Annotated in this window: 21 protein-coding genes and 2 pseudogenes; 16 read left to right on the top strand and 7 right to left on the bottom strand. The window is 64.3% G+C overall.

Translation table 11 applies throughout. The annotated features are described in order from the left end of the window. Positions 1-140 precede the first annotated feature (140 nt). From AB0J66_RS20615 to AB0J66_RS20600, 4 genes are all read left to right on the top strand, one after another. Positions 141-1631 (top strand): DUF6883 domain-containing protein, encoded by a 1491-nt coding sequence (locus AB0J66_RS20615; RefSeq protein ID WP_364662766.1) that lies wholly within the window; start codon positions 141-143, stop codon positions 1629-1631. Positions 1632-1934: 303 nt separating this feature from the next. Beyond that, entirely contained in the window at positions 1935-3206 is a 1272-nt protein-coding gene (locus AB0J66_RS20610; protein ID WP_364662763.1) for a hypothetical protein, read from the top strand. Continuing rightward, positions 3203-3778, top strand: coding sequence for a hypothetical protein (locus AB0J66_RS20605; protein WP_364662760.1), 576 nt, complete (start codon positions 3203-3205; stop codon positions 3776-3778). The genes AB0J66_RS20610 and AB0J66_RS20605 overlap by 4 nt, the downstream gene beginning before the upstream one ends. Next, positions 3775-5703, top strand: a complete 1929-nt coding sequence (locus tag AB0J66_RS20600; RefSeq protein WP_364662757.1) for a hypothetical protein — start codon at positions 3775-3777, stop codon at positions 5701-5703. The genes AB0J66_RS20605 and AB0J66_RS20600 overlap by 4 nt, the downstream gene beginning before the upstream one ends. Before the next feature lie 157 nt (positions 5704-5860). Here the strand turns inward: AB0J66_RS20600 and AB0J66_RS20595 are convergent, their stop codons facing one another. After that, a complete protein-coding gene (locus AB0J66_RS20595) occupies positions 5861-6289 on the bottom strand; it encodes a hypothetical protein (RefSeq protein ID WP_364663022.1) in 429 nt (142 codons plus the stop codon). A 189-nt stretch (positions 6290-6478) separates the two neighbouring features. Continuing rightward, positions 6479-6730, bottom strand: a pseudogene (locus AB0J66_RS20590) (DUF2510 domain-containing protein); the annotation flags it as partial. A gap of 514 nt (positions 6731-7244) precedes the next feature. Here AB0J66_RS20590 and AB0J66_RS20585 point away from each other — a divergent pair. Both AB0J66_RS20585 and AB0J66_RS20580 read left to right on the top strand, forming a co-directional pair. Next, positions 7245-7859, top strand: coding sequence for a recombinase family protein (locus tag AB0J66_RS20585; RefSeq protein WP_364662755.1), 615 nt, complete (start codon positions 7245-7247; stop codon positions 7857-7859). 4 nt (positions 7860-7863) lie between these two features. Then, positions 7864-8451: a Uma2 family endonuclease gene (locus AB0J66_RS20580; protein ID WP_364662752.1), complete on the top strand. Its 588-nt coding sequence runs from the start codon at positions 7864-7866 to the stop codon at positions 8449-8451. Between the two features lie 697 nt (positions 8452-9148). Here the strand turns inward: AB0J66_RS20580 and AB0J66_RS20575 are convergent. Further along, complete coding sequence (locus tag AB0J66_RS20575; RefSeq protein ID WP_364662749.1) at positions 9149-9538, bottom strand: DUF6346 domain-containing protein; 390 nt, start codon at positions 9536-9538, stop codon at positions 9149-9151. A 410-nt stretch (positions 9539-9948) separates the two neighbouring features. Here AB0J66_RS20575 and AB0J66_RS20570 point away from each other — a divergent pair. The 3 genes and pseudogenes from AB0J66_RS20570 to AB0J66_RS20560 all read left to right on the top strand — a co-directional run. Continuing rightward, positions 9949-11151, top strand: a pseudogene (locus tag AB0J66_RS20570) (NB-ARC domain-containing protein); the annotation flags it as partial. Positions 11152-11340: 189 nt separating this feature from the next. Then, positions 11341-12396: a tetratricopeptide repeat protein gene (locus AB0J66_RS20565; protein ID WP_364663000.1), complete on the top strand. Its 1056-nt coding sequence runs from the start codon at positions 11341-11343 to the stop codon at positions 12394-12396. Between the two features lie 51 nt (positions 12397-12447). Next, on the top strand, positions 12448-13386 hold the full coding sequence (locus AB0J66_RS20560; protein ID WP_364662746.1) for a serine hydrolase: 939 nt from the start codon (positions 12448-12450) through the stop codon (positions 13384-13386). A 1-nt stretch (position 13387) separates the two neighbouring features. Here the strand turns inward: AB0J66_RS20560 and AB0J66_RS20555 are convergent, their stop codons facing one another. Continuing rightward, positions 13388-13921 carry an HAD-IA family hydrolase gene (locus AB0J66_RS20555; protein ID WP_364662997.1) on the bottom strand — a complete coding sequence of 178 codons (534 nt, stop codon included), beginning with the start codon at positions 13919-13921 and terminating at the stop codon, positions 13388-13390. A 421-nt stretch (positions 13922-14342) separates the two neighbouring features. On the opposite strand from AB0J66_RS20555, the gene AB0J66_RS20550 reads away from it, so the two are divergent. After that, positions 14343-14735 (top strand): restriction endonuclease, encoded by a 393-nt coding sequence (locus AB0J66_RS20550; protein ID WP_364662743.1) that lies wholly within the window; start codon positions 14343-14345, stop codon positions 14733-14735. Beyond that, the gene (locus AB0J66_RS20545) at positions 14726-14977 is read left to right on the top strand and encodes a hypothetical protein (protein ID WP_364662741.1); all 252 of its coding nucleotides are present in this window, start codon (positions 14726-14728) and stop codon (positions 14975-14977) included. Before AB0J66_RS20550 ends, AB0J66_RS20545 begins: the two co-directional genes overlap by 10 nt. A 129-nt stretch (positions 14978-15106) precedes the next feature. On the opposite strand, the gene AB0J66_RS20540 is transcribed toward AB0J66_RS20545, so the two are convergent. Further along, positions 15107-15274 (bottom strand): hypothetical protein, encoded by a 168-nt coding sequence (locus AB0J66_RS20540; protein WP_364662739.1) that lies wholly within the window; start codon positions 15272-15274, stop codon positions 15107-15109. A 9-nt stretch (positions 15275-15283) separates the two neighbouring features. Then, positions 15284-15526, bottom strand: coding sequence for a hypothetical protein (locus AB0J66_RS20535; protein WP_364662736.1), 243 nt, complete (start codon positions 15524-15526; stop codon positions 15284-15286). Positions 15527-15611: 85 nt separating this feature from the next. Between AB0J66_RS20535 and AB0J66_RS20530 the strand changes: the two genes are divergently transcribed. From AB0J66_RS20530 to AB0J66_RS20510, 5 genes are all read left to right on the top strand, one after another. Next, positions 15612-16583: a hypothetical protein gene (locus AB0J66_RS20530; RefSeq protein WP_364662734.1), complete on the top strand. Its 972-nt coding sequence runs from the start codon at positions 15612-15614 to the stop codon at positions 16581-16583. A gap of 388 nt (positions 16584-16971) precedes the next feature. Further along, complete coding sequence (locus AB0J66_RS20525; RefSeq protein ID WP_364662732.1) at positions 16972-18258, top strand: tyrosine-type recombinase/integrase; 1287 nt, start codon at positions 16972-16974, stop codon at positions 18256-18258. A gap of 369 nt (positions 18259-18627) precedes the next feature. Next, positions 18628-19530 carry a hypothetical protein gene (locus tag AB0J66_RS20520; RefSeq protein ID WP_364662730.1) on the top strand — a complete coding sequence of 301 codons (903 nt, stop codon included), beginning with the start codon at positions 18628-18630 and terminating at the stop codon, positions 19528-19530. A gap of 21 nt (positions 19531-19551) precedes the next feature. Continuing rightward, positions 19552-20337 (top strand): SAF domain-containing protein, encoded by a 786-nt coding sequence (locus tag AB0J66_RS20515; protein WP_364662727.1) that lies wholly within the window; start codon positions 19552-19554, stop codon positions 20335-20337. Positions 20338-20386: 49 nt separating this feature from the next. Next, entirely contained in the window at positions 20387-20569 is a 183-nt protein-coding gene (locus AB0J66_RS20510; RefSeq protein WP_364662724.1) for a hypothetical protein, read from the top strand. Positions 20570-20859: 290 nt separating this feature from the next. On the opposite strand, the gene AB0J66_RS20505 is transcribed toward AB0J66_RS20510, so the two are convergent. After that, positions 20860-22164, bottom strand: coding sequence for an AAA family ATPase (locus tag AB0J66_RS20505; protein ID WP_364662721.1), 1305 nt, complete (start codon positions 22162-22164; stop codon positions 20860-20862). Positions 22165-22170: the final 6 nt, after the last annotated feature.

Here is a 22170-nt window from a genome sequence, read left to right as displayed (position 1 = left end):
AGTTCGCGCGATCCCCGAACTTGTGTCGGGCATGCCAAGCCGGCTGACGGCTTGCTACACCGTCACGCAACTAGACAGGCAGACAACCCGGTCGACTGATCGGTTGGACGGTCCATCGCTAACGAGGCAACAATCGACTGGTGGACCCGCAGCCTGATGCCGTTGCCATCCGCCCCGTCGCTGTGCTCATCAACACCGAAGCCGGTTCGTTCGCCAGCCACTACGGGTGGACGGTCAAGCACAAAATCCTGTCCGCGATCTTAACCGTCGATGATTCCCGGACCTGCCGCTTCGCGACTTGGTGGGGCACGCTGGACTTGCCTGCGCGACGCCCGACCTCGGGCGACGCCACCAGTCTCACGCTCAGCGTCGATTCGTCGCTACTCTGGTCCAGCGCAGTCCGACTGGTCGCTGACGCCGAAGCCAGTTGGGCTCTGCCCGTCGAAGGGGTGTCGTGGTTGCTCGGCCGCAACTATGGCGCGATCTATGTCGGCGTTTTCTCGGGGCTGCCCGATACATCCGGTGAGCATCTGCACAAGGCTCTAATCCCACAACCGTGGTACCTGGGTTCGATCACCATCAACCCGACCGACGCACTGCACAACTGGGCCTTCGGCTTTTTGAACCGCGGGTGGTGGTATGCGGACGGCTGGGTTTACGACCCAAACCCAGAAGACCACATCGATCCAGAGGAGATGCTCACCGACTTGCCGGTCGAGGGATTCGGCCGCGGCCCGCACCCGTTGACCACCACTGAGGCCAGCATCGAGTGGGCACCAAACCTTGACCATCCGGCCGAGTCGCCAGGCTCCTACCAGGAGACGTTGATCGACCTGGTACGTCAGTACGAAGACGCCAGACGGCCGCTGACGTTCGCAGTGGGCCGACGCCATCCAACTGTTACCGACCTAGAGTCGAAATTGCGCCGCTATGCCCTAGACCCTACCTCCAAGAAGGGTGCTCCCAAGGCCCGCTTCTTCGCCACGGTGCTCGGCAGCGGCCAGGACGACTGGCGGCTGCTGGCCATCCAACTGATCTTCGCGCTGCACACCGGCATCCCCGCCAAGTTCCGCGACGAATCCAACTTCGGTAAGCAGCAGCACCTACGGTTCGAGACGACAGGGCCGGTCATTGGGCTCAACGGCCGCATCGCCATGGTCACTGCCGCGTGGAAAGTTGAGGACGACGGTCCCGTCCAACTCGTGACCGTCACGCCAGGCAAGAAACGTCCGCCCAAGCCCTGCGCAGCCAGCGAGCCAAAGTCAGCGGACAGCGAGCACATCACCTCGGCCACCGGCGACCTTGCCGGCATCTACGCCATCGCCTGTGTTGTAGCCGAGCAGGCTCGCCGCGACTGCCGGCCCACTCCGGTGGTCATCACTGGGGAGCAGGCTCCCAACGTGATCATGGCAGAAGGTGCTGCTGGGCGCGCGTGGGTGAACGTGCCCGCGAGGTCCGCCTTAGCGGACTGGTTGGTCGCGCAAGGTCACGCCCATCGCGGCGACGGCAGCATCACGCAGGTCACCGCTCCCGGCACCTTCTACGAGCCAGCCCTGGCCTGGGCCAACGGGTTCGCGACGGTGATGCAGGCCGCCGGCCACGATTGCGCAGTCACCTACGCCTTCGACTGATAACGCTGGGCTGGATGCTGCAGGTCCAGCGTGGCGGCGCACCGTCGTGCGCAACGAATCGGCGACGATCAACGTCAGGTGTTTGTCGCCTAGGCGACAGTTGGCTGATCGACACGCTGTGATCGGGCAAACTCTGCCGGGCAATCATCAAACGGTGAGTGCGTCGACAACTACTCCATGCTGTGCAGGTGGCCATTGCGCGCTGGTGACGGTGAGCCTACGGCGGCTGACCTTGTCCTCACGGAGAAGCCACCGGATGACGCCGGTGCGCGAACCGCCGATCAGTACGAATGGCAGGCGGTCATGGCTACCGCCGACGGTCTCCGCCTGTACCTCGACGCACTCGACCCAGCCGGCGGCAACCTCACCTCCTCCGAGAACACTCGGGTCGTTTGCGAGCACCACGAGGACTGGGTCGCCCTGCGCGATGACGACGCGGAACTCGTGTCCGCCAAGCATCCCGGTCTGCCGTTTGGTGCGTATCGCACCGTGAACTCCCTCGCGGATGACGGCGGTGTGGCGCACCTGTTCAACCGGTGGCTCACGATGGGCGAGAAGCCGACCTGCCGGCTGGTCACCACCGCCGGAGCCTCAGGACCCGCCCAAAAACTGGTCGAGATCGCCACGTCCGCACGGCAGTGCCGTCTCGACGGTGAACCGTTCGTGCCCGACGCCGAGCAGGAGGATCTCCTTACAGGCTTCGGCAAGGTGCTGTTGAAGCACTGCGACGGCCTCCCGCAGCGGTGGGCACCACCTAACGGCGGCCCGCCGGAGTCGATTCCGATGGCCGCTCATCGGCAGCAGATCGTCCGCTTCCTGTCGATCTTCACTTTCCAGGACAGCGTGCCCCGAAAGTATGTGCCGTATGCCGCGCCGTCGATGTTCGTGCAGCCGGTTCTCGACCGGCTCGGCAGCACCGCGCCCGCTGGTTCGGTGTGGGAGGCCGTTCTCGCGGTGTTCCGGGCTCGCATGCGCGCCGCGGGACCAACCCCGATCGGCGGCCTTCCGCCAGTCCTCTCCGTGCCTATAGGTGCTACTGCACCGACACCGGCCGGGTTCGAAGCAAGCCTGGCAGACCGCATCGTCACGCTCGCCGACATCGACCTGGCCATCCGGACCGCGATCGCCAACCCGACCGGCTTCGCACCGCTCCCGCGCCTGGTGCGCACCAGTCGGCTAGCGATCAAGATGGAGGTCGGAGGCTGCACTGACAACACGGTGGAACGCGCTGAGCAGTTGCGCGCCGACTACACGGATTTCTGGCGTGACCCGTTGGGGGCCGACCCGAGCGCGCGTACCCGGCAACAGCGGCTGCACCGCTTTCTGCTGCGAATCAGCGACGCCGCGACCGAACGGGTGAAGAAGCCGGACGGCCGGTGGGGCGCTGATCTATGGAGGCAACTGGAAGCCGACCTCGACCAACACCAGGACACGCTCCCGGTCGACATGGACGCCGACCTGGCCCTCGGCGGGCTCTGCGAACTGTCCAATCGTTGCCAGATGTGGTTCAGCGACAGTTTCGACATCGCCGCCGAGCAGGCGCGCCGACGGCCAGTAGAAGGAGCGGGCTCATGATCACAGAAGATCCGGACGCCCTCGAACTGGCTCTGCTGCGCGAGGACCTTGCCTACCACCAGGCCCGTGTCCTGTTGCTGGTCACCGCGGTGGCGGCCGAGCAAGGACACAAGCGCAAACTCGACGGCCTGACCAAACTGGCAAAGTTGGACTTCCTGCTGCGCTACCCAGCCCTAGCGAGCGCTGTTCTTGATCCGCTCGACCCACGCGACCGGCGGCTGCACCTCGCCGACGAGGACATCCACGACCCGACCGCGGTAGAAGCACCGATGACCCGGTACAAGTACGGCCCCTGGGACGACCGGTACTACGCGATCATCGGCGCGCTCGTCGGCCGCGGCCTGCTCCGCTACACCCGCGGGGTCAGAAGCAGCGTCGCGCTCGTCCCCACCCCCGCCGGCAAGACACTCGCCGCCGAGATGGCCGCCAGTGACCAGTGGGGGGACGTCGCCGACCGCAGCCAGGCCATCGCCGAAGCGTCGAGCGGCCTGACCGGTAACACGTTGAAGGATCTGATCTATCAGAGGCTCGCTGACCTCATGGACCGACCGCATCGACAGGTGATCCGGTGACCACGACGTTTCGGCTCAACTCCGTCACCCTCGACACCCTCGACGGACCAGTCCGGTACGCCTTCCCCGCGGACCTGACCCTCCTGGCCGGCCCCACCGGCGTCGGGAAGACAAGCCTGTTGGAGGCAGTCAAGTACGGCTTCGGCTGCGACGGGATGCTTGCCCCCGTATTCACCGAATCCGTGCACGACGTCAGCATCGACGTCACGATCGGCGACGCTCGCTACTTGCTCGTCCGCAGCATCGATTCGGGCAAACGCCGCAACGTCCGAGTCACCGACCTCAAGACTCAGGAACGGCTACCGGACCACAGCACCGACCTCAACCAGAGCCCTCACCTGTCCGCGCTGCTCATGCAAGCGCTCGGCTTCGCCGACGACATGCGCGCCGCCGCCAGAGCCACCAGCAGCACCAAACCCGGCTCACGGATCACCTTCGCCGACATCTTCACCTACCTCTACGTCCCGCAGTCGGAGATGAACCGGGAGATCGCCAGAAGCCAGGACCCGTACCTCGCGCCCAAACGGAAGGCCGTCTTCGAGTTGCTGTTCGGCCTGACCGACGAGGCCCTGCAAGCCTTGCGCTCGGAAGCCACTATCCTCAACGGCAAGGTCGACGGGGCGAAACGAGCGACCGCGACGATCCGCGACTTCCTCGCGACCACCAACACCACCAGCAAAGGGGAAGCGCTCAACGCGGTCGGCGACGCCGCCAACGAGCAGATCGCAGCCGAGGCCGCGGTACGGGCGCTCCGCGACGAGATCAACCCGGTCGCCGACCGCGAGACCCAGGTGATGCGTGACCTGCTCAACGACGCCGAGGACAGGCTCGCGGAAGCCAAAGCAGCCGTCACTTCCCTGATCCGACAAAGCAAAGAACTGACCGCCGAGAGACGCCGCGTGGAAGGCGACCTCGCCCGGCTCAACCGCATGCGCGACGCCGGCGACCGCATCGCCAACATCGAGTTCGTCACCTGCCCCCGATGCCTGCAGTCGCTGACCGGACGGCCGGTACCCGACGACGCTTGCCGCGTATGCCTGCAACACGACCCCGTCAACGCCGACTCCGCCGAGGACCTCTACGAACAGCGGCAACTCACCGACCAACTCCGCGAGATGGACGACCAACTTCGGGCCATCACCGAACAACTCAGCGCCGTCAACGACGCCGTCGCCGAACGCGAAACCTTGGTCAAGACCCTCACCCTCGACATCGAGCGGCGCACCTCCGCCCGGGTGACCCCTAGGCTCCAGGCATTCACCGATGCCTACACCAGCCTCGCCAACGCGCGGGCACGCCAGCGGGAACTGGAACAGGTTCTCCGGCAATGGGACCGCGTCGACGACATCACCACCGCCGAAGAGCGGCTGACGGCCGACCGGGACAGAGTCCGCGCCGAAATCGCACGTCACGAGGAAACCCTCGAACAGCGACGACGCGGGATCATCGACGACCTCAACATCGAGTTCAACAGGGCGTTGAGCACTATCGGCGTCCCCGCCATCAAGACCGCGCACATCCACCCGACAAACTACCTGCCGATCCTCAACGGCGAGCCGTACACCAAGATCAGTCGGGGCGGCGGCATCATCACCGCCGTCCAGATCGCGTACTGGACGTCCATCCTCTACGTCGTAGTCAGCCGCGGCGACACCTACTACCCGTCATTCCTGCTCGTCGACAGTCCGCGCATGGCGCTCAACAGCAACCCGGGGATCGCCCTCGCCCTCTACCGGCGGCTGCACGACCTGGCGACGGCCCTACCCGGGAAGTTGCAACTGATCGTCGCCGACAACGAGTTGCCCGTCGAAGTCGAGCGTGACTTCGCCGAGTTGGACTTCGACTACGAACATCCGACCGTTCCGACCGTCAGCCATCCAGGGCCCAACGCGGTGCAGACCCTTGGGCAAAACACCGCGGAGTAACAGGCGCGGTCGGCCGCTTCTTCGAGGAACACGATCCTGCGCTGAGCGGAAGGTTCCATCGCGCCATCGTTGGCTTAGGCGTTCGAGTCGATTGCCGCCCCGTGAATGGCGCGAGCCTAGGCGCTGCACCGGGTCGATTTCAGATCATGAGCGACCGTTAGTCAAAGCAGGCAGGGAGATAGTTCAATCCGCAGACCGGCAAGCGGTTTCGGTACGGTCCCATCTCATCCGCCACCTTCCAGATGCCGTCCGCGGCGGCTTCGTCGTTGATCTCGGCGCGAGTCCCGAACTTGACGGACTCCTGGTCGGCAGTAAGAATTCCGCCGCAAATGTATCCGTTGCGTACAAGAGCGCCGAACCCGTTCTGCGAATCGACAGTTCCAAAAACCATGAACTCATCGGGCTTGGTGTCACCAAACATCAGCGTCTCGTCGGAGTACTGCGCCGTCGCGGGGGCCTTGAGCGAGTAGCCGAGGGTGCGGTGACAGGCGGCGAGAGCGGCAGCCTGCGCACGGGCGGGGCGCGCTACGTCCTTCTCATGCTCACGGTATAAGAATTGTCCTGGAACGATGACAACGATAAGCAAGATAGCCAAGTTGACGCACCAGCGGCTCCTGCTCTTCCCGCGCCGAGCGTGGTGGATAGGTGCTGATTCTGACGGGACCGCGGACTGGTGCCGCACAGGCGTGCTCAACTGAGGGCCAGCGCCGACAGGGCTATTCGGCACCTCGAAGGCCGCGGGCTCCTTATCCTCATCGGGGGTCGCCTGAGGGGCTGATGCTGGCTGAACGAAGTCCGTCCACTGCTGTCCGTCCCACCACCGGTGCGCAGATGCGCCGCTCGGGTCGGCATACCAGCCTGCGGGGGCCTGCCTGCTAGCAGCAGGGACACCCTGCGGCTGCCCGAAGGTCGCCTCAGCGGTCGGCCTTGGTTGTTGTGCTACGAGCGCTTCAACTTCGGCGGCAGTGAGATGGAACCGGGCGGCGATTGATTCGACGGATTCGCCTGTGGCGTAGGCCGCGACCATCGCATCCTCGTGGACTGTTCGGGCGTCGAAAGCCCGCGACGAGATGTCACTCATGAGCAACCTTCGTGGCTGTCGTTGTTGCTCTCGCTATCGGGTCTCGCCCTCATGCACATAAGAGTTCGTGCGAAACGCCTCGACCTTAGAGGCACCCGGCGTGCTCTGCTGGCAATCATCGACAGAGCCAGCAGTCAGCCACTCCCTCGCGGTGGGCCTGCTGGCTGCGTCGCAGCCGCTGCAGTCAGATGCCGTTGGAGCCAGGCAGAGAGCGAGACGAGCGTCATGCAGACGATCTCGAACCCAACAACACCTGACCCGCTCGCAACGGAGTGGGTCACCGTCGCGCGAGTTTCGGCAGGCATCGTTTCCGCAGGCGGCAGTGGCCCACTTTCTTGGCCCAACAGCCTGACCCACTCGGCCGTTGCGGCGTAAGAGACTGGGACGGTAGCGTCTGGCGGTGAGAGGATCGTTGGTACATCCCTCCAGTAGGCCGGCGGCGAACGTCGAGGCTTCGGCCGTGCCGCAAAACGGACTTTCGCTCTTTTACGCCCGGATCAGCACGACGAAGCAGAGTCTGGACAGGCAGCTCGATGCTGCCGCCCGAGAGGGCATTCCGGGCGAACAGTGCTTCGTCGACCGCAAGTCGGGTCGGACGATGGATCGAGAAGGATTGACTGCCTGTCTGGCGTTCGCCCGCGCCGGAGATGTCATTGTCGTACATACGCTGGACCGTCTCGGGCGAAATTTGCGTGAGTATCTGAATTTGATTCATGACCTCCGCGAGCGGGGCATCCACATTCGCAGCCTCGCTGACCCTGTGCCGGTTGACTCCCGGGACACCTCGGCAATGGGATCGATCACCATTGCGTTGATCTCCCTCTTCGCGGAGTGGGAGCGGATCTTCCTGAACGAGCGGGCCGCCGGCGCACGCGAGGCTGCCCGCGCGCGGGGCAAGCAAGTTGGACGAAAGAGGGCCCACAGCGACGACAAGATCACCGTTGCGCAGGTTCTGCTCGCGCAGGACCCGGCGCTGAGTGTGCGGCAGGTCGCCGAGCGGGTCGGAGTCCCGAAGACCTCGCTGCAGCGGTACCTGAACCAGGCAGCCGCATCGGCCGCGGCGGACGGGATGTAAGCCGGTGGACCTGGATGCCCTTGCCGCCATGGCGGCGGCTGACGAAACGCACCGGTACGAACTGAGCGCCGACGGGGCGTTGTCGATCATGCCGGCGGGCGATCCCGAGCGCGCGCTGACGGTGAGCCGACTGGTCTGCTGGCTGATGGACCAGGGGCTGTCGCCCGAGCAGGTCGTCATTTCCTGCGCCATAAAGGTCGCCGCCGCTGTGCGGGTGCCGGACGTGACGGTGTGGGCGAAGGGTCAGCCGCCGCGGTCGGTGCAGGCCGGTTACGCGGCCACGGACGGGTTGCTGCAGATCGTGGAGGTGGTCGCTCCGGGGACCGAAGTGTTCGACCAGGTCGGCAGGATGGGCGAGTACGCCGCAGCCGGGATTTTGCGCTACTGGATCGTCGAGGAGGACGGTACCGTGCTCCGACACGCTCTTGACGTCCGTGGTCGCCAGTACGTGCCGGACCCGGCGGGGCCGCTACTGCTTGCCGATCTGCTGTCCAGCGGTCCGGACACCTTCGAAGACGTCATCGGTGTCCGAATGCCGGGGTCCGCGGCTCGCCGCAGCGAACTGTCCGGACCAGGCCAGCCGATTCGATAGGGGCCAGCCGCGCCGCTGGACGGTCCGCGCAGGTCCGCCAGGTCGGCAGGGTATGACTCTGTGGACGACCGCCTGGTGCTCGTCATCGAGGTGATGGCCGTGAATGGCCGGGCGGCCTACCGGCTGGCCGAGTATGCCGCAGCCGGCATTCCACCCACGTGAATCGTCGAGCCGGACGGCGTCGTGCGCCGAGATGTCCTGGAAGCGAGCACTGGCCGGTACATGCAGGTTCCCGGCGGGCCGTAGCCCTTCCATCTGCTCCTCGCTGGCGAACCGGAGAGCGCATGACGGATCACCAGCGAGGTTCTACGAATGGCTCAGGCCGACGCACAGGCTGCCGATACTGGAAGCGCAGGCTGCCGATACTGAAGGTGCAGCGACAGGACTCCACGAACTGCTGATGGTCGCAAGGGCGGCGGGAGTGATCCTGTTGAAAGGCTAAGAACACTAAGAGTCGGTGAGGTCATGACAGTGCTCGCGATCTCGGGCCCGGTCCGCCGGGCGTTCGGTGAGGACAACGTGAACGCCCTATCGGCGGGCGTCGGACTACCGGCCGACGCGCAGTGTTGGTCATGCGGCGCAGCGATCAACATACTCACGGCACGACCGGGATCAGTGACGCTGTCGGCACTCATGGCGGGACCAAGAACCGCCATCTCGCTGTTCGGGCACAAGGTGCATGCGCCGTCGAGACTATTCACCCGCGACGAACTTGACCGACTCGCGACGGGTAAGCCAGCACCAAATAGCCCAGAGCAAGCCGTGCTCCTAAACGGCGCGAAGATCTCCTGATCGGCCTGGCGCGGTCGGGAAGTTCGGGCCGTGAGTAGCCGATGCAGCCGCGGCGGCCGGTGTGCTCGCCGATCTCGAACGTGTCACCGGGGTTCTCGCCCGTGAAGAAGCCGGGCTTGTCGATCAACACGCGGGACGACGGGCCGCTGGTCCAGGCGATCGTGACCGTGCACTGGCCGTAGTTGCCGAAGCTATCCAGGGTGATCGGGCCGCGGCGCTCGCACTGTTGGACGGTCGCGGTGCCGGTACGGCGGGCGTCGGCGAAGTCGTGGCCGGTGAACCGGCCGATCGTCAACGCCGTGCCTGGGTGCGCTCGGTGAAGTGCACACCCAGGAGACGCGGAGCCGGCTTAACGCGAACCTTATGTTGCTCGGTCCTTGGAGTCGGACGCCGACCGTCGCTCGATGTCGCTGTGTACATGATCGGAAGAGCGGCGACGGCCTGCCGTGGTCCAAAGGTTGAGCACCGCTCCGACGAACGAAGCGGCAGCAGCGCCCGCTTGAAGGATTAAGGCCCAGCGATCCATGTTCTGCTCCCATTCGAAAGATGAACTTTGAGGTTGCTGTCCTTCAAGACTGGTGGCAGCGGGACTGGGGCGAACGAAACACGAACGCTTCCCGAACAGAAACAAGAAATTGATCAAGGTATGGATCGTGCACTGCAGGGGAGTGCGTGGTATGAAGCACCGGTAGCGATGCGAACAAGATGCGAACACGTCTCGCGTGCGCGAGGCGCTCCGTGGTTGGAGGTGATCTCATGCCTACGTTCAGCAAAGCGCGATGGCCGGCCGACGGGGCTGTACGCGCTCTGCTTGAGTACCTCGATGAGGTTCACCGAGAAGCAGGCCAACCCTCACTGCGCGACATCGGAAAGGCGGTTGGGCTTAGCGCAAGCACCCTTTCGCCATTCTTTACAGGCGTGCGACTCGTCAACAAGGGCAACCTTGAGCTATTGATTCAGCACTTGGGCGGCGACGTTGCAAAAGCCGAGAGGTTGAGAAGGCGAGCCGCGACCGAATGGAATGAAGGCGGAAGTCGCCCTGCTCCCGCCGACCCACGGGACAGGACACAAGTAGGGTCATTCTCTGCGACCGCGACTACATTCACGCCAGCCAATAATGCCCACCGAGAAGGCATCGCGGTTCCTCACGAACTGCCTGCACCGCCGCGCTGGTTCGTGGGACGCTCACAGGAGCAGAAGACGTTAACCGCGTCGTTGGCTCAACAAAGGGCTGGTGCCAAGACGGTGTCTGTGGCTGCCCTTACTGGTCTGGGCGGCATCGGGAAGACCGCTCTGGCATTGCAATGGGCTCATGGGAATGTAGAGCGGTTCCCGGACGGACAATTATACGTTAATCTCCGCGGCTTCGATCCCTCGGGGCCGCCTCTTCCCGCCTCCGCTGCCGTCCATCAATTCCTTCAAGCGCTCGGTGTGGACCCGCAAGTCATACCGACAGATCTTGGTGCGCGTGCGGGCTTGTACAGAAGCATGCTTGTCGGAAGGCGGATACTAATCGTTGCCGACAACGCGGTGGACTTCTCCCAACTAGAGCCGCTAATTCCCGGCTCTGGAACTTGCGCCATGCTAGTAACTAGCAGAAACAGGATAGGTTCACTCGCGCTGCGAGGCGCGAACTTTATTGGGCTCAACCCACTAAGCGAAGCAGAGGCAGATGAGCTACTGCGAAGTCATGTAGGGGATGAACGTTCGCGATTCAGCAACTCCCTAGCGGCACTTACCGCTCCCTGCGCCGGCCTTCCCCTGGCAATAACAATCGTGGCAGGTCGTGTCGTCGCCCATCCCGACTTCCCGCTGGAATCCCTCGCGGAAGAACTGAGTGAGTCGTCCGCTAGGATAGACTCTATTGACATTGATGCGCCATACGCCAGTTTGCGCTCAGTGTTCTCTTGGTCGTATTCAGCGTTGGCTTCAGAAGCCGCGGAAGTATTTCGACTTATCGGCCTTGTGCCCGCATTTGATATCGGAATCTCAGCGGTCGCGGCCTTAGCGGGACATACGGTCCCAGCGGCGCGCGCGTCTGTTAGAGAACTAGAGGCGGCGTCTCTCATATCTCAGCACCGCCCAACGAGGTACAACATGCACGACTTAGTCAGGATATACGCGGGAGACTGTGCCGAGCATGATGAGACTAGCGAGTATCGGGACAGCGCGTTACGCCGATTCATAGATCATTACCTATTTACTGCATATGGCAGTGATCGTCTAATAGCAGAGTATCGGCGTCCAATAGATATCGGCTCTCCTGTCGAAGGTAGCAATCCTATAGAACTTCCCGATGATCCCGCGGCAATGGGCTGGTTCTCCATCGAACACTCCAACATGCTCGCGGTCCAACGCCTTGCAGGGTCTCGCAACCTGCTAGATCGAGTTTGGCAATTCGCATGGGTATTAGATAACTTCCACTGGCGGAGAGGGCATATCTACGACGACATAGCGACCTGGAGCGCCGGTCTCGACGCTGCCCAGCGCATGGAAAAGCCCTTTGAAATCGGACTCGCGCACCGACGCCTCGGCCGCGCCTATGGGAGAGCTAAGCGATATGATCTTGCACTGGAGCATATGACCGCCGGACTAAGGATGGCGGAGGCTGCTCACGATGTGCCGGGCCAAGCCCACTCTCAGCGAATTGTTTCATGGATTTACCAGATGCTCGACGAAAACTCGGCGGCTTTAGCGCATGCTCGCGCCTCGTTGGAACTTTACCGCAGCCTTGCGAATCCGGTGTGGGAAGCCCACGCACTCAATCAATTAGGCGAATGTCACATGAGGCTGGGCGAGTATGGCACTGCTAGGGAGAACTGCGCGAAAGCATACGCCCTCCATAATGAATACCGTCATACTGCTGGCGAGGCGGAATCGCTTACAAGTCTCGGTGCCATTTCTCTACTGATGGGTCAAGACGAGGACGCCGTCCGTTACTACCGCGATGCACTGAAGGAGTACCGCAGGCTAGGGAATACCTATGACGAGGCTATCGTCCTGGAGCACCTCGGAGGCGCGCTGGTCAAACTCGATCAGCGCGCCGAAGCAGATGAGTCTTGGCGGCAGGCTCTAGAGCTATATACCATGAGCCACCGGAAGTCCGATGCAGACCGGGTGGCCGCTTTGCTAAATCAGGCAGGCCGCGTCTAGTGCTCGTTGCCAGGGAGCGCCTTAAATTGTCGCAAGTAGGGGGATGGCCAGATGAACCGTAGGAATTTCGACGCCGCGATCGCGCAGTTTAACGCGGCAAGCAAAGACGGCTTGCAGATGAAGAGCGTAATTATTTCCGATCCGCGCGGGTACCTCAAGAAAGATTTCATAGAGCACCCTACCCCGACGGATTTGCGCTCGATCAGCAAACTTGTAGTCTCGCTAGCTCTAGGCGTTGCGATCGAGTCAGGTGTCCAACTGCGAGGTGAGCCGCTTTCCCTCGACACAAGAATCGCGCCGTTCTTCGCGGACTTCGTGGTGTCAAAGGCTGGTGACGAGAAGAAATTCGCCGAAGAAATCCGACTCCGTCATTTAATTACCAACACGATTGGGCATCGAAACGGCTTCCTCTTTCGAGCAGACGTCGGAGGCAGGGACCCCAATTCGCTGTTGGACTATATTTTCGCACAACCACTGGAGTATCCTCCAGGAACTCACTTCTCATATTCGAACGTCGGATGGTATTTGCTCTCTGCAATCGTACGTGACGAGTTGGGTGTTCCGCTGTCGCAATGGGTGGAAGGGATGTTGCTTAGGCGGCTGGGAATTCTTAACTTCGATTGGGTTAAGTACGGTCTGTACGAAGCGGGGGCAACCGGGCTCTCAATGGCAAACGAAGACCTGCATAAGATAGGTCAATTGCTGCTACAAGGTGGTCGATTCGGGGAGGAGCGTATTGTTCCGGAGTCTTGGATCAAGGCCGCGTGTTCTCCTGTGATCGCTGCCTCAAGCGGCTACGATCCAAGTAGCCCGCTACAGGCATCAGGTTACGGTTATGGCATATGGGTCTGCGAAGACGGAACCCTCTACTGCGATGGCTCAGGAGGGCAGTTTTTGATCGTGATTCCAGCCAAGTCGAGGGTTATCACGGCCCTTACGGAAAGTGGCGATACGCTCAGGGTGTCTACCTGCCTCAGGCCCGTCTTGTAAGTTAATCGCCGGCTACACCGTGTAGAATCGATACAACTGATTTCATGTCATGAAAGACCGTGCTCGCCCCCGCGAGGGCCAACGGCTGCGCGCGCTCTGGTTTTGTTGCGAACCCGACGCTCGGCATGTGCGCCCTATTGGCGGCCGTAATGTCAGTTGTCGTGTCGCCAAGCATCACGCAATGCTGTGTTGGTATGTCTAACGTTTCGCTCGCCCTCAAGAGGAGGGCGGGCGATGGCTTCAGAAGGTGCGCTTCTCCTCGCTCGCGGGCCGCTATGAAGTCGATGTGAGGTGCGAGATCGTGTTTTAATAGATATCGCAGTATCACGTTCTTAGAGTTATTGCTCACGATCGCCACCCTCATGCCATGGCTTTTCGCCGCGAGTATGACGTCTCGACTGTGTGGTGTCGGTCGCGCCGTAGTGATGGCTAGATGTTCTCTAGCCTCCTGTATCGCTTCCAATTCTGGGGTCAGATCAACTGCGTGGATCGCAGCCCATTGAAGCAGAACAAGCGCACCATTCGTGTCGCTCATCTCGCGCGGAATTTCGACTCCTGCCTTTAGGAAAATTGATCGTCCGGCCGCTGCCGCGTCTCGGGGAATACCGCTCGCGAATAGGTCACAGACGGGGCCATCGAAGTCAAGCAGGAGCCCAGCCGCGTCAGGTAGGCCAACCCACTCTCCTTCACGGAGTTCAGATCGATTCGAATGCATCGGCGGCAGTGTGTCCCCCTCTCGCATAGACGAGCGTGATTCACCTCGTGGTCACCAGTGCCCACACGTTATCCCGCGCTCAGCCATACCAGAAGCAAGGCGAGGTGAGTTGTGCAGCACGTGGCGAACGCACACCTGCCGGAGCCTGTCCTAGGCGCATGACCGCCTTGCCGCCCCTGAGGTGGCGAACGCCTCGGCCGGCCGTCGATTGTTGAAGCATCGGTCGTTGGTGAACTGACCGATGGCGCGGCTTGGCTACGCGCTGCGGTTCTTGCCCTTCGCTCCCGCATCGGGTCGTGCGGCGCTGCTGGTGAGCGGCGTCATCGCCGTCGTCGGAGCAGATCCTTCAGCGACTCACGTACCCCTCACCTCCGTCAAATGCGAGCAGGCCGTCGCGGACATCGCCAAGTCGGTCGGCCGGGAGATCACCGGCTGGCGGGTCCAGCACCTCGACCCCGTCGACGGACTGGACGGCACCTACATCATCGACGTGACCGCACGATTCCTGCTTGCCGGCATGGACTTCCTCGTCCTGTTCGAGTGCAAACGCCACAAATCATCGGTGAAACGCGAACACGTACAGACACTCCACACGAAATTGCAGTCAACCGGCGCGAGAAGGGCGTGGTCGTAGCGGCGTCCGGATTCCAGAGCGGTGCCCTGCGACACGCGCAGGCCCACGGCATCGCCTGCGTACGGCTCGTTGATGCCTGGACCTATTTGTCCCGAACGACATCAGCCCTAAACCCGCCGCCAGCGCCGAAGGGAACGTACTCCGGCTACCTGATCACCGATGACGCGGACGGCTACGACTCCGACATGCTCACCGGACGGCCCGACGAGACGCTGCGGATGCTCCTGACCCCCGGGCGGTAGGGTCGCCGGCGTGCCCCAACGCGCATGCCCGGACGGTGACCTCGCCGCCGCTCTCGGTTTGCTGGTGACCGCGAACACCATGGTCTCCGCGCCGCGCCCGGCTGGTGCCGTCTTACCGCTGGTGGGGAGTTAGGGCTGGTCAGGCCACTCCGCGCCATCGAGAGCACTGGCGGCACTGATGCGGTCCAGATGGTCGAGCGAGGTCGACTCTGCCACTTCGATCTCGTTCTGATTGGCGAGCCAGCGCCCATACGCCTGCGCAGGGTGCTCGGCATCGTCGGAGGCATGCTCGCTCATACCGGCAGCCTACCGATCCAGGGCTCGGCACTTGTCTCTCGCTTTGGACGGTTGGTCCTCCGCGTCGAACGTGTTCTCGTCCAAGGCCACGTAACGCTTGGCGAGCCGGTCGATCATGCCGATCTCGGCCAGCGTCAGCTCGACCTCGATGATTTTCCGGCGTACTCCGATGTCGTCGAGCGTGGTCGCGGTGTCGAGGTCTGCAGCGGGGAGTCTGGGTGACCCACTCCAGCTCGGCGGCTGGTAGTCCACAGGCCGTCCAAACGCGGATGCAGATGCATGCCGGCATCGGGCACGATGTCGGGTGACCCGCCCCGCCCAGCGATAGAAGGCACCCGTGCCCACCGACATCGCCGCCGAGTTCCTCACCCGTGCCGGCCCGCTCTGCACCGACCAGGCCGCCGACCTCGAATTGCTGGTGGACGCGGTGCTCGCCGCGCTTGTCCCGCCACGGTCGCCGGCCGACCTCGACCATCGGGTCCTGCTCGCGTCACGGCGCAACGCCGACCGGCAGCAGTTGTGGAGCCAGATCGGTCAGGCCCAGATGCACCTAGCCGTGCACACCATCGACCACGTCCGCGCGCTGGGTGCCTCGCTCGCCGACCCGCAGACGTGGGTGCCGGTCTACGCCCACGCCGGGATGGCCCGGTCCGCGGTCGAATCAGCAGCACTGCTGCTGCACCTGCTCGCCGAAGGTCAGCCGTTCGACGTTCGGCTGGACCGCGGGGTGGCCCTGCTGATCGTGGACGCCGGCGAAGCGGTCAAGGCCGCCAACCTGGTCGAGGGCAACGCCTACATGCCGTCGCCGGGTCCGGTGGTCACCGCGGAACGCGACCGGCTCGTGGCGCTGGTCGACCACGCCTTGATCGAGCGGGTGCCCAACAAGCCGGGCACGGCAACCAAGGGCATGCGGGTCTCCCCCGACGGCCGGGAGGAGCCCGTCGCCATCCGGGTCAGCGAACTGGCGCAGGCCCACTTCGGGGACATGCGGGCGATCTACGGGCTGCTGTCCGGAGTAGTGCACGGCCTGCCGTGGCGGCTCGCCGACAGCGCCCACATCCGCGGCCGGGAGATGCTCTGGGAACCCGATCCGGTGGACATCGGCGGATCGGTACTCGCCGCCTTGGCCGCGGCATCGCGGGCGGGAGCCGGGTTCGCTGCATACCGCGGGTTCGGTGATCACCAGGTCGTTGGACGGTTGGCCGACCGGGCGCACCAGGCCGATCGGGTGCTGGCCGCGTTCAGTCGGCAGTGGGGCGTCCTCGACGGTGTCCGCCCGACTGTCGCCCGGTTCCTGCAGGCAAAGTAAGCGGTTGAGTCGGGTGGCCGGGGATAAGGTCCCCCGGGCTGATGCGCGAGTGCGGGTGACGGCAAGAACCGCCTCCGATCACCGGCGCGGACGTCGGCGAGATCATCAGGCACCTGATCAGGCTACCGTCCGTCAGAGGGATGGACGCCGCCTTGACTGCGATCACCTGGCTCTTCGTCGACCACCGGCGGGCCATCCCTCCAGCGCAAGCGCGTCGGCGGACCGCGCTGATCGGGCCTGCCTGCGCCGCCGAGGGCCGTCCTGGCACCCTGCGGCAAGAACTGCGAGGTAATACCTGAATGGCGGTCATCTTGCCGAGCAGCAATTTGCGCTGTCCATCTGTGGCTATTTTGCCGGAGTGGCACTATTAAACCTGAGCAGCGCTCACATGCATTTACTCAAAGCCACCGTCACTCTTGCCGGTAGGGCCCACGGCTTCTCCGATGAACAGCGACGCCTGCTCAGAGGTGCCCACAAGGTGCTGTGTAACGCGCTACGCGGTGAACATGAACATTTCGAACACCTCCGGGCAGCGGCCCGCGACATCAGCGGCGACGTCACCGCAGACATGACCGTAGAGCAACTCGCCGACGCCTGGATCGACGAGATCCTCATCGAGAACCGGGTCAAGCGGCAGACCGTTCACGACTACGCCAGCAACCTGCATCACCTCATCCTGCCCGCCATCGGGGACCTGATCATTCGGGAAGCCACGGTCGGCGCGCTCGACCGCTACCTCAAGACCCTCGCCAGAACCCATCCCTCCGGAGCGCAGCGCTGCAAGAGCACCCTGCTGCAAATGTTCAGCCTGGCCGTCCGCCACGGAGCACTCCCCGCCAACCCGGTCCGCGACGTGGGCCGACTGCCGAAACCACGCAAGATCGTCCAGGCCATGACCCTCGACGAGATCGAAAGAGTTCGCCACGCCCTGCACCTGTGGCGCACCACCAAAGCAGTCGGACCCAAGAAGAGCCGGGCCTGCACCGACCTGTTCGACCTGCTCCTGGCCACCGGCTGTCGTATCGGCGAAGCCTGTGCCCTGCGCTGGCAGGACATCGACCTGAACGCCGGAACCCTCACCGTCGCCGGCACCATGGTCTACCTCAGAGGAACCGGCTGGGAACGGCAGGACTTCCCCAAGACCGTCGCCGGTCAACGCACGGTCCACTTACCGCCGTTCGCCGTGACGATGCTTCGTCGCCGCCAATCCGAGGAACCCCACGACCGCGACGACCCCCTCTTCGCCAGTCGCGTCGGCACGTTCCTCCAGCCAGACAACATGCGCCGCTCACTGCGCTGCGCTTTACAACGGCAGTCCGACCTGAAATGGGTGAGTCCTCACGTGTCCCGCAAGACCGTCGCCACCGTACTGAGCGGACAGGGCCTGGTCACCGAGGCCGCCGCCCAACTCGGGCACGTCGACGAGAGCATCACCAAGAAGTTCTACGTTCAAAAGCCTTCGACTGCTCCCGATGTCAGCCACGCCCTGGAAGTCCTGATCGGCGAAGGCGACGTCCCAGGCGCAAAGGCCCAGGGACTTCACCCTTCCACCCAAGGTGACCATGAGCCAGGACTAAACCGGCAGCGACCTAAGTCCTTCCGGAACGCCCGGCGTACACCGCGGGCAGTCCGGTCTACGCTGTGGCCGTCCGCGCAAGGCTTCCGAACGTATTGATGAATGGCGACGATTTCGCGCCTTGACGAGCCGAAGCGCGTCGTTGAGGCTCAACAGTGGGCAGGAGCACCAGTCCGGGGAAGGGGCCGCTGTGACGCCGGGCAGGGCGCGCCTCGCCGGTGATCCTGGCTCTCCGTCCGGCGACAAGGTGTTCGTCGCATGTCCACGCTGCGGCTGGTACGAGGTGAGCTATCGCTTGCGGCAAGCATGTCCCCGCGACGACAAGCACCCGGCTCCGATCGCCGTGCTTGCTCTGGTGCGCTGTTCCAAGGGCTGCGGCGAAGGGTGGTATCGCAGTCCGCCTCGCTGTATCAACGACACGCCGGGTGACCCTCACCGGCTGGATGTTGTTGAGTTCAGGCGGCTTCCATGATCGACAGCATTCTTGATCGCGCGACGTCGGTCCTGGAGCGCAAGTTTCTCACGACCGCGTTCCTGCCGGTCCTGCTGCTGCCGCCGGCGGTCGCGCTCCCCAGTCTAGTGCGGGGGCGGCGGCTCGATCGGCTGCTGTCCTCGTTCGGTGACCTCCCGGTCGCCACGAAAGGGCTGATCGCGGGCGGCTATTTCACGTTCGCCTGGTTCCTGGCGGTCATCGTCGCCAGCCAGTGGCGCAACATCATCCGGCTTTTCGAGGGCTATCCCCTGGCCCGCTGGCATGTCATCGACCGGGTGGGGAAGCAATGGCATCGGGCCCGCAGCGAGGAAATCGACGACGCGGACGAGCACTGGTTCGCCGCCTACCTCGACTATCCCCCGAGTTCAGAGGTCCTGCCGACGCGGCTGGGCAACGTGATGCGCGCCGCCGAACGTTACCCGGCCCAGCGCTACGACGCTGATCTCATCCTGGTCTGGCCCCGGCTGCTGCACATCCTGCCCCGAGAGTCCGTCCAGGACGTCGAGGAAGCACGCGGCACCCTGGAGTTCGTCCTTGTTCTCTCGTTGTGGTTCGTCGGCTTCGCGACCCTGGCCCCGGCAATGCTCTTGCTGACCAAAGGGTCCGGGATCGTCGCGCTGATCTGCTTCGCCGCCGGGGCAGGCGGAGCGTACGCGGCGTACCTGTCGGGCATCTCCGCCGCCAGCGAGTACGGCGAATACCTGCGCGCCCTGTTCGACACGCATCGACTGACCCTGCTGCGGCGGCTCGACCTGCCGCTACCGGCAAACCTCGCCGCGGAGCGCGAGCAGTGGCAGCAGTTCGGCAACTTCGTCGGCCGGGGCGTTCCGCCGCAGTGGGCATATGAACACCGCGTGGCGAACCAACCCGAAACATGAGCGCCGTTCTAGGGTTCCGCGGTGCACCAGAATGACCCACACGAACAGCCGGCCCTCGACACCCCGCAGTCGGCCAGGGGTGGCCTGGTCGGCGGGAAACCCGTCAGCGACGCTGAACTCAGCGCAGCCGGCCCGGACCCGATGCCGGCACCACGCCGACCGGACGACGCCCCGGACGCGGCACCTGCAACACGCACCCATCCGCGCGGTACGCCGCTGCGGACAGCCCGGGGTGCCGGACCGCTGTCGCGCTACCTGCTGGTGCTCGCTCTGATCATCATCGCCGCGGCCATCTACGTGACGGCTGGCAGCCCCAAGCAGGTCCCGGTGTACGTCGCCGCCCGTGACATCCCGGCCTACCACCACATCACCGCCGACGATGTCACCCTGAGCACCCGGGACGCCGACGACAACGCAAAATACGTGACCTCCCCGATCGACGGCCGGCTGAGCCTCAAACCGCTGGCCAAGGACAAGCCGTTCAGCGCGAACGACATCGCACCCGACGTCGCCAAGATCCTCGGCGACGACCTCGCGGTTCACGGCTTCGACGTCGCCCCCTCAGCCGTACTCGGCGGGGTACTGCGGCCCGGAGACCGCATCACGATCCTGCTCCTGGACAAAAGCGGAAAGCGGCTCGCCCGGCTTGACGCCGTCGTCCTATCGACCGCCGGGACCGACTCGGCAGCGACGCGCACCCTTGTCGTGGCTCTCCGGGCAAAGGACGCAGCGACCAACGAGATCGCGATAGCGACGGGAACGGCGACAGTCTCCAAGGACCCGGCCGCAGAAGACGCCCCCAATTGAGCGCGAAGGGCACTCTCCGGCGCAGATCCGCGCCGAGGAAAGCGCAGACGTGCGCTTGAACCTCTTGTTTGGTATATCCGAGTTCGGACCGGGTCTCAAGGCCGCCGCTCGTCTGGACCTGCGCGTCCGCTGGTATGTCGACGGCGGCAAGAAGGAAGTGCCTGCGCCAGGGGTCTGGCCCCATCCGAACCTGGACGAAGACGACCATGGAACCGCTGTCGAGGACCGGTAGGCCGACTCGGGCTCCTCGTACAGTGAAGGGGCCGGCATCCACATCCTGCAGCGCGCCGGATCGGTCGGCGTACGAAAGCAGGCCGCCGAGCGGTTCCTGACGACATGGGCGGACGGATTCGTCCCTCCGGCGCTGGTCCGGGACGAGTGGTACGCACGCGCACAGCGACTCGCCAAGATCGGAGCCCTGCCCGCGGCCCTCTACTGACGCCGCCTGCAGTCGACCCGCGCATATGGCGAGACGACGCAACGGCCATAGGCGGTGGGGCGCAGGAGTTCCCTGGGTGCCTGTCACCCGGCCTGATGGTTCATCAGGTGGTTCAGAATTCTCCAGTTGACCTCGATCGGGTCGAGGCGTTGTTCGGGTTCGCCGAGGTAGAGGTCGTCGGTGTCGGCGGATTCGAGGAGGCAGTCGTCGAGGCCGGCTCGTGACGCGACGATGACGGCGTGCCGGTGCCGGGTCAGGCCCACCGCGAGGCGTCCGGGGTCGATGTGGAAAGGGCTCGTGTCTCGGCGACCGGACAGCGGGTGCCAGAAAAACGAGACAGCGCATTCGCGGCCCTGGATGCGGTTGGCGGTGGCGACGGTGACGCCGGCGGGAACGCCCGCGGCTGCGAGTGCTGTTCGGACACGGTCGGCCTGGCTGTTGTGGCTGACGATCACCGCGATGTCCGCGGTGCGGAGTGCTCGTGGTTGTTGCTCGTGCGGCAGCTCGGACGTGACGGCGGGCCGTCGTTGCAGGAGGCGGTGCACGAGTGCGCCGAGGAGGCGGGCGAGGCCGGGGTCGTCGGGGCGGGTGTGCCGTGCGGGTAGCTCGGCGTACGCCCAGCCCGAGGCGGCCGCGAGGTCGAGTACCGCGTCAAGGTTGAGTCCTTGGTGGCCGAGCCGTCGGGGTGGCTGGCGAAGGGTCAGGGTCCGGTCCGCGGGTTTGGTGCCCGCAATGAACGGGGTGTCTGGGTAGAGGGCATCGGAGATGATCGTCGCGGCGGATGGGGGCAGGCGGTGCGAGACCGCCATCGAATGGACGGGCAGCCTGGGGCGGGTGGCGGCGAGGGTGCACATGGCCGGCCGGACCGGCGAGTGCGGCAGGCCCACCCACCTGGTGGTGTTCAGAGTGGTGAACGGCGAGAGCTGTCCGGGATCACCCACCAGCAGCAGCCGGTCGGCCAGGTCCGCGATGCCGTACAAGGCGTCGGCCCGCATCTGGTATGCCTCGTCCACGATCGCCCACTCGACCTGTCTGCTCAGCGTGGAGTGCGCCCATTTGGCGGCCGGCGCGACGATGACTTTGGTTTTGGCGGCGAGGAGTTCGTCGACATCTGTAGACACGTGCAGACGGCTGCCGGGTACTGCGGCGAGGGCGGCGACGGCGGGGCTGAGCCGGCGGGGCGCGTGCAGCCGGCCGATGCTGAGGCGAGGGCGTTCCCGGTGCAGGTGGACGACGAGATCGTCTGCCTGATCATTCGTCTGGCTCAGGATGGGCACGACAGCGCCGGCGGGCCGGGCCAAGGATCGGGCGATCGCCCTGATCAGGCTCGATTTTCCGCCGCCAGGCGGGGCGGACACGATGACGGCCCGTTCGCCGGTCGTCGCCATGAGTAC

Source organism: Actinoplanes sp. NPDC049598 (assembly GCF_040675435.1).
Classification (GTDB): Bacteria; Actinomycetota; Actinomycetes; order Mycobacteriales; family Micromonosporaceae; genus Actinoplanes.
The sequence above is the reverse complement of the archived record's forward strand: the minus strand, read 5'-3'. Positions and strand labels throughout refer to the sequence as shown.

Excerpts from the sequence above, each read along its gene's own strand:
- AB0J66_RS20605 (WP_364662760.1), top strand. The coding sequence starts at position 3,203 with ATGATCACAGAAGATCCGGACGCCCTCGAACTGGCTCTGCTGCGCGAG.
- AB0J66_RS20505 (WP_364662721.1), bottom strand. The coding sequence starts at position 22,164 with ATGGCGACGACCGGCGAACGGGCCGTCATCGTGTCCGCCCCGCCTGGC.
- AB0J66_RS20560 (WP_364662746.1), top strand. The coding sequence starts at position 12,448 with ATGAACCGTAGGAATTTCGACGCCGCGATCGCGCAGTTTAACGCGGCA.
- AB0J66_RS20550 (WP_364662743.1), top strand. The coding sequence starts at position 14,343 with ATGGCGCGGCTTGGCTACGCGCTGCGGTTCTTGCCCTTCGCTCCCGCA.
- AB0J66_RS20520 (WP_364662730.1), top strand. The coding sequence starts at position 18,628 with ATGATCGACAGCATTCTTGATCGCGCGACGTCGGTCCTGGAGCGCAAG.
- AB0J66_RS20525 (WP_364662732.1), top strand. The coding sequence starts at position 16,972 with ATGCATTTACTCAAAGCCACCGTCACTCTTGCCGGTAGGGCCCACGGC.
- AB0J66_RS20610 (WP_364662763.1), top strand. The coding sequence starts at position 1,935 with ATGGCTACCGCCGACGGTCTCCGCCTGTACCTCGACGCACTCGACCCA.
- AB0J66_RS20540 (WP_364662739.1), bottom strand. The coding sequence starts at position 15,274 with ATGAGCGAGCATGCCTCCGACGATGCCGAGCACCCTGCGCAGGCGTAT.
- AB0J66_RS20565 (WP_364663000.1), top strand. The coding sequence starts at position 11,341 with ATGCACGACTTAGTCAGGATATACGCGGGAGACTGTGCCGAGCATGAT.
- AB0J66_RS20555 (WP_364662997.1), bottom strand. The coding sequence starts at position 13,921 with ATGAGCGACACGAATGGTGCGCTTGTTCTGCTTCAATGGGCTGCGATC.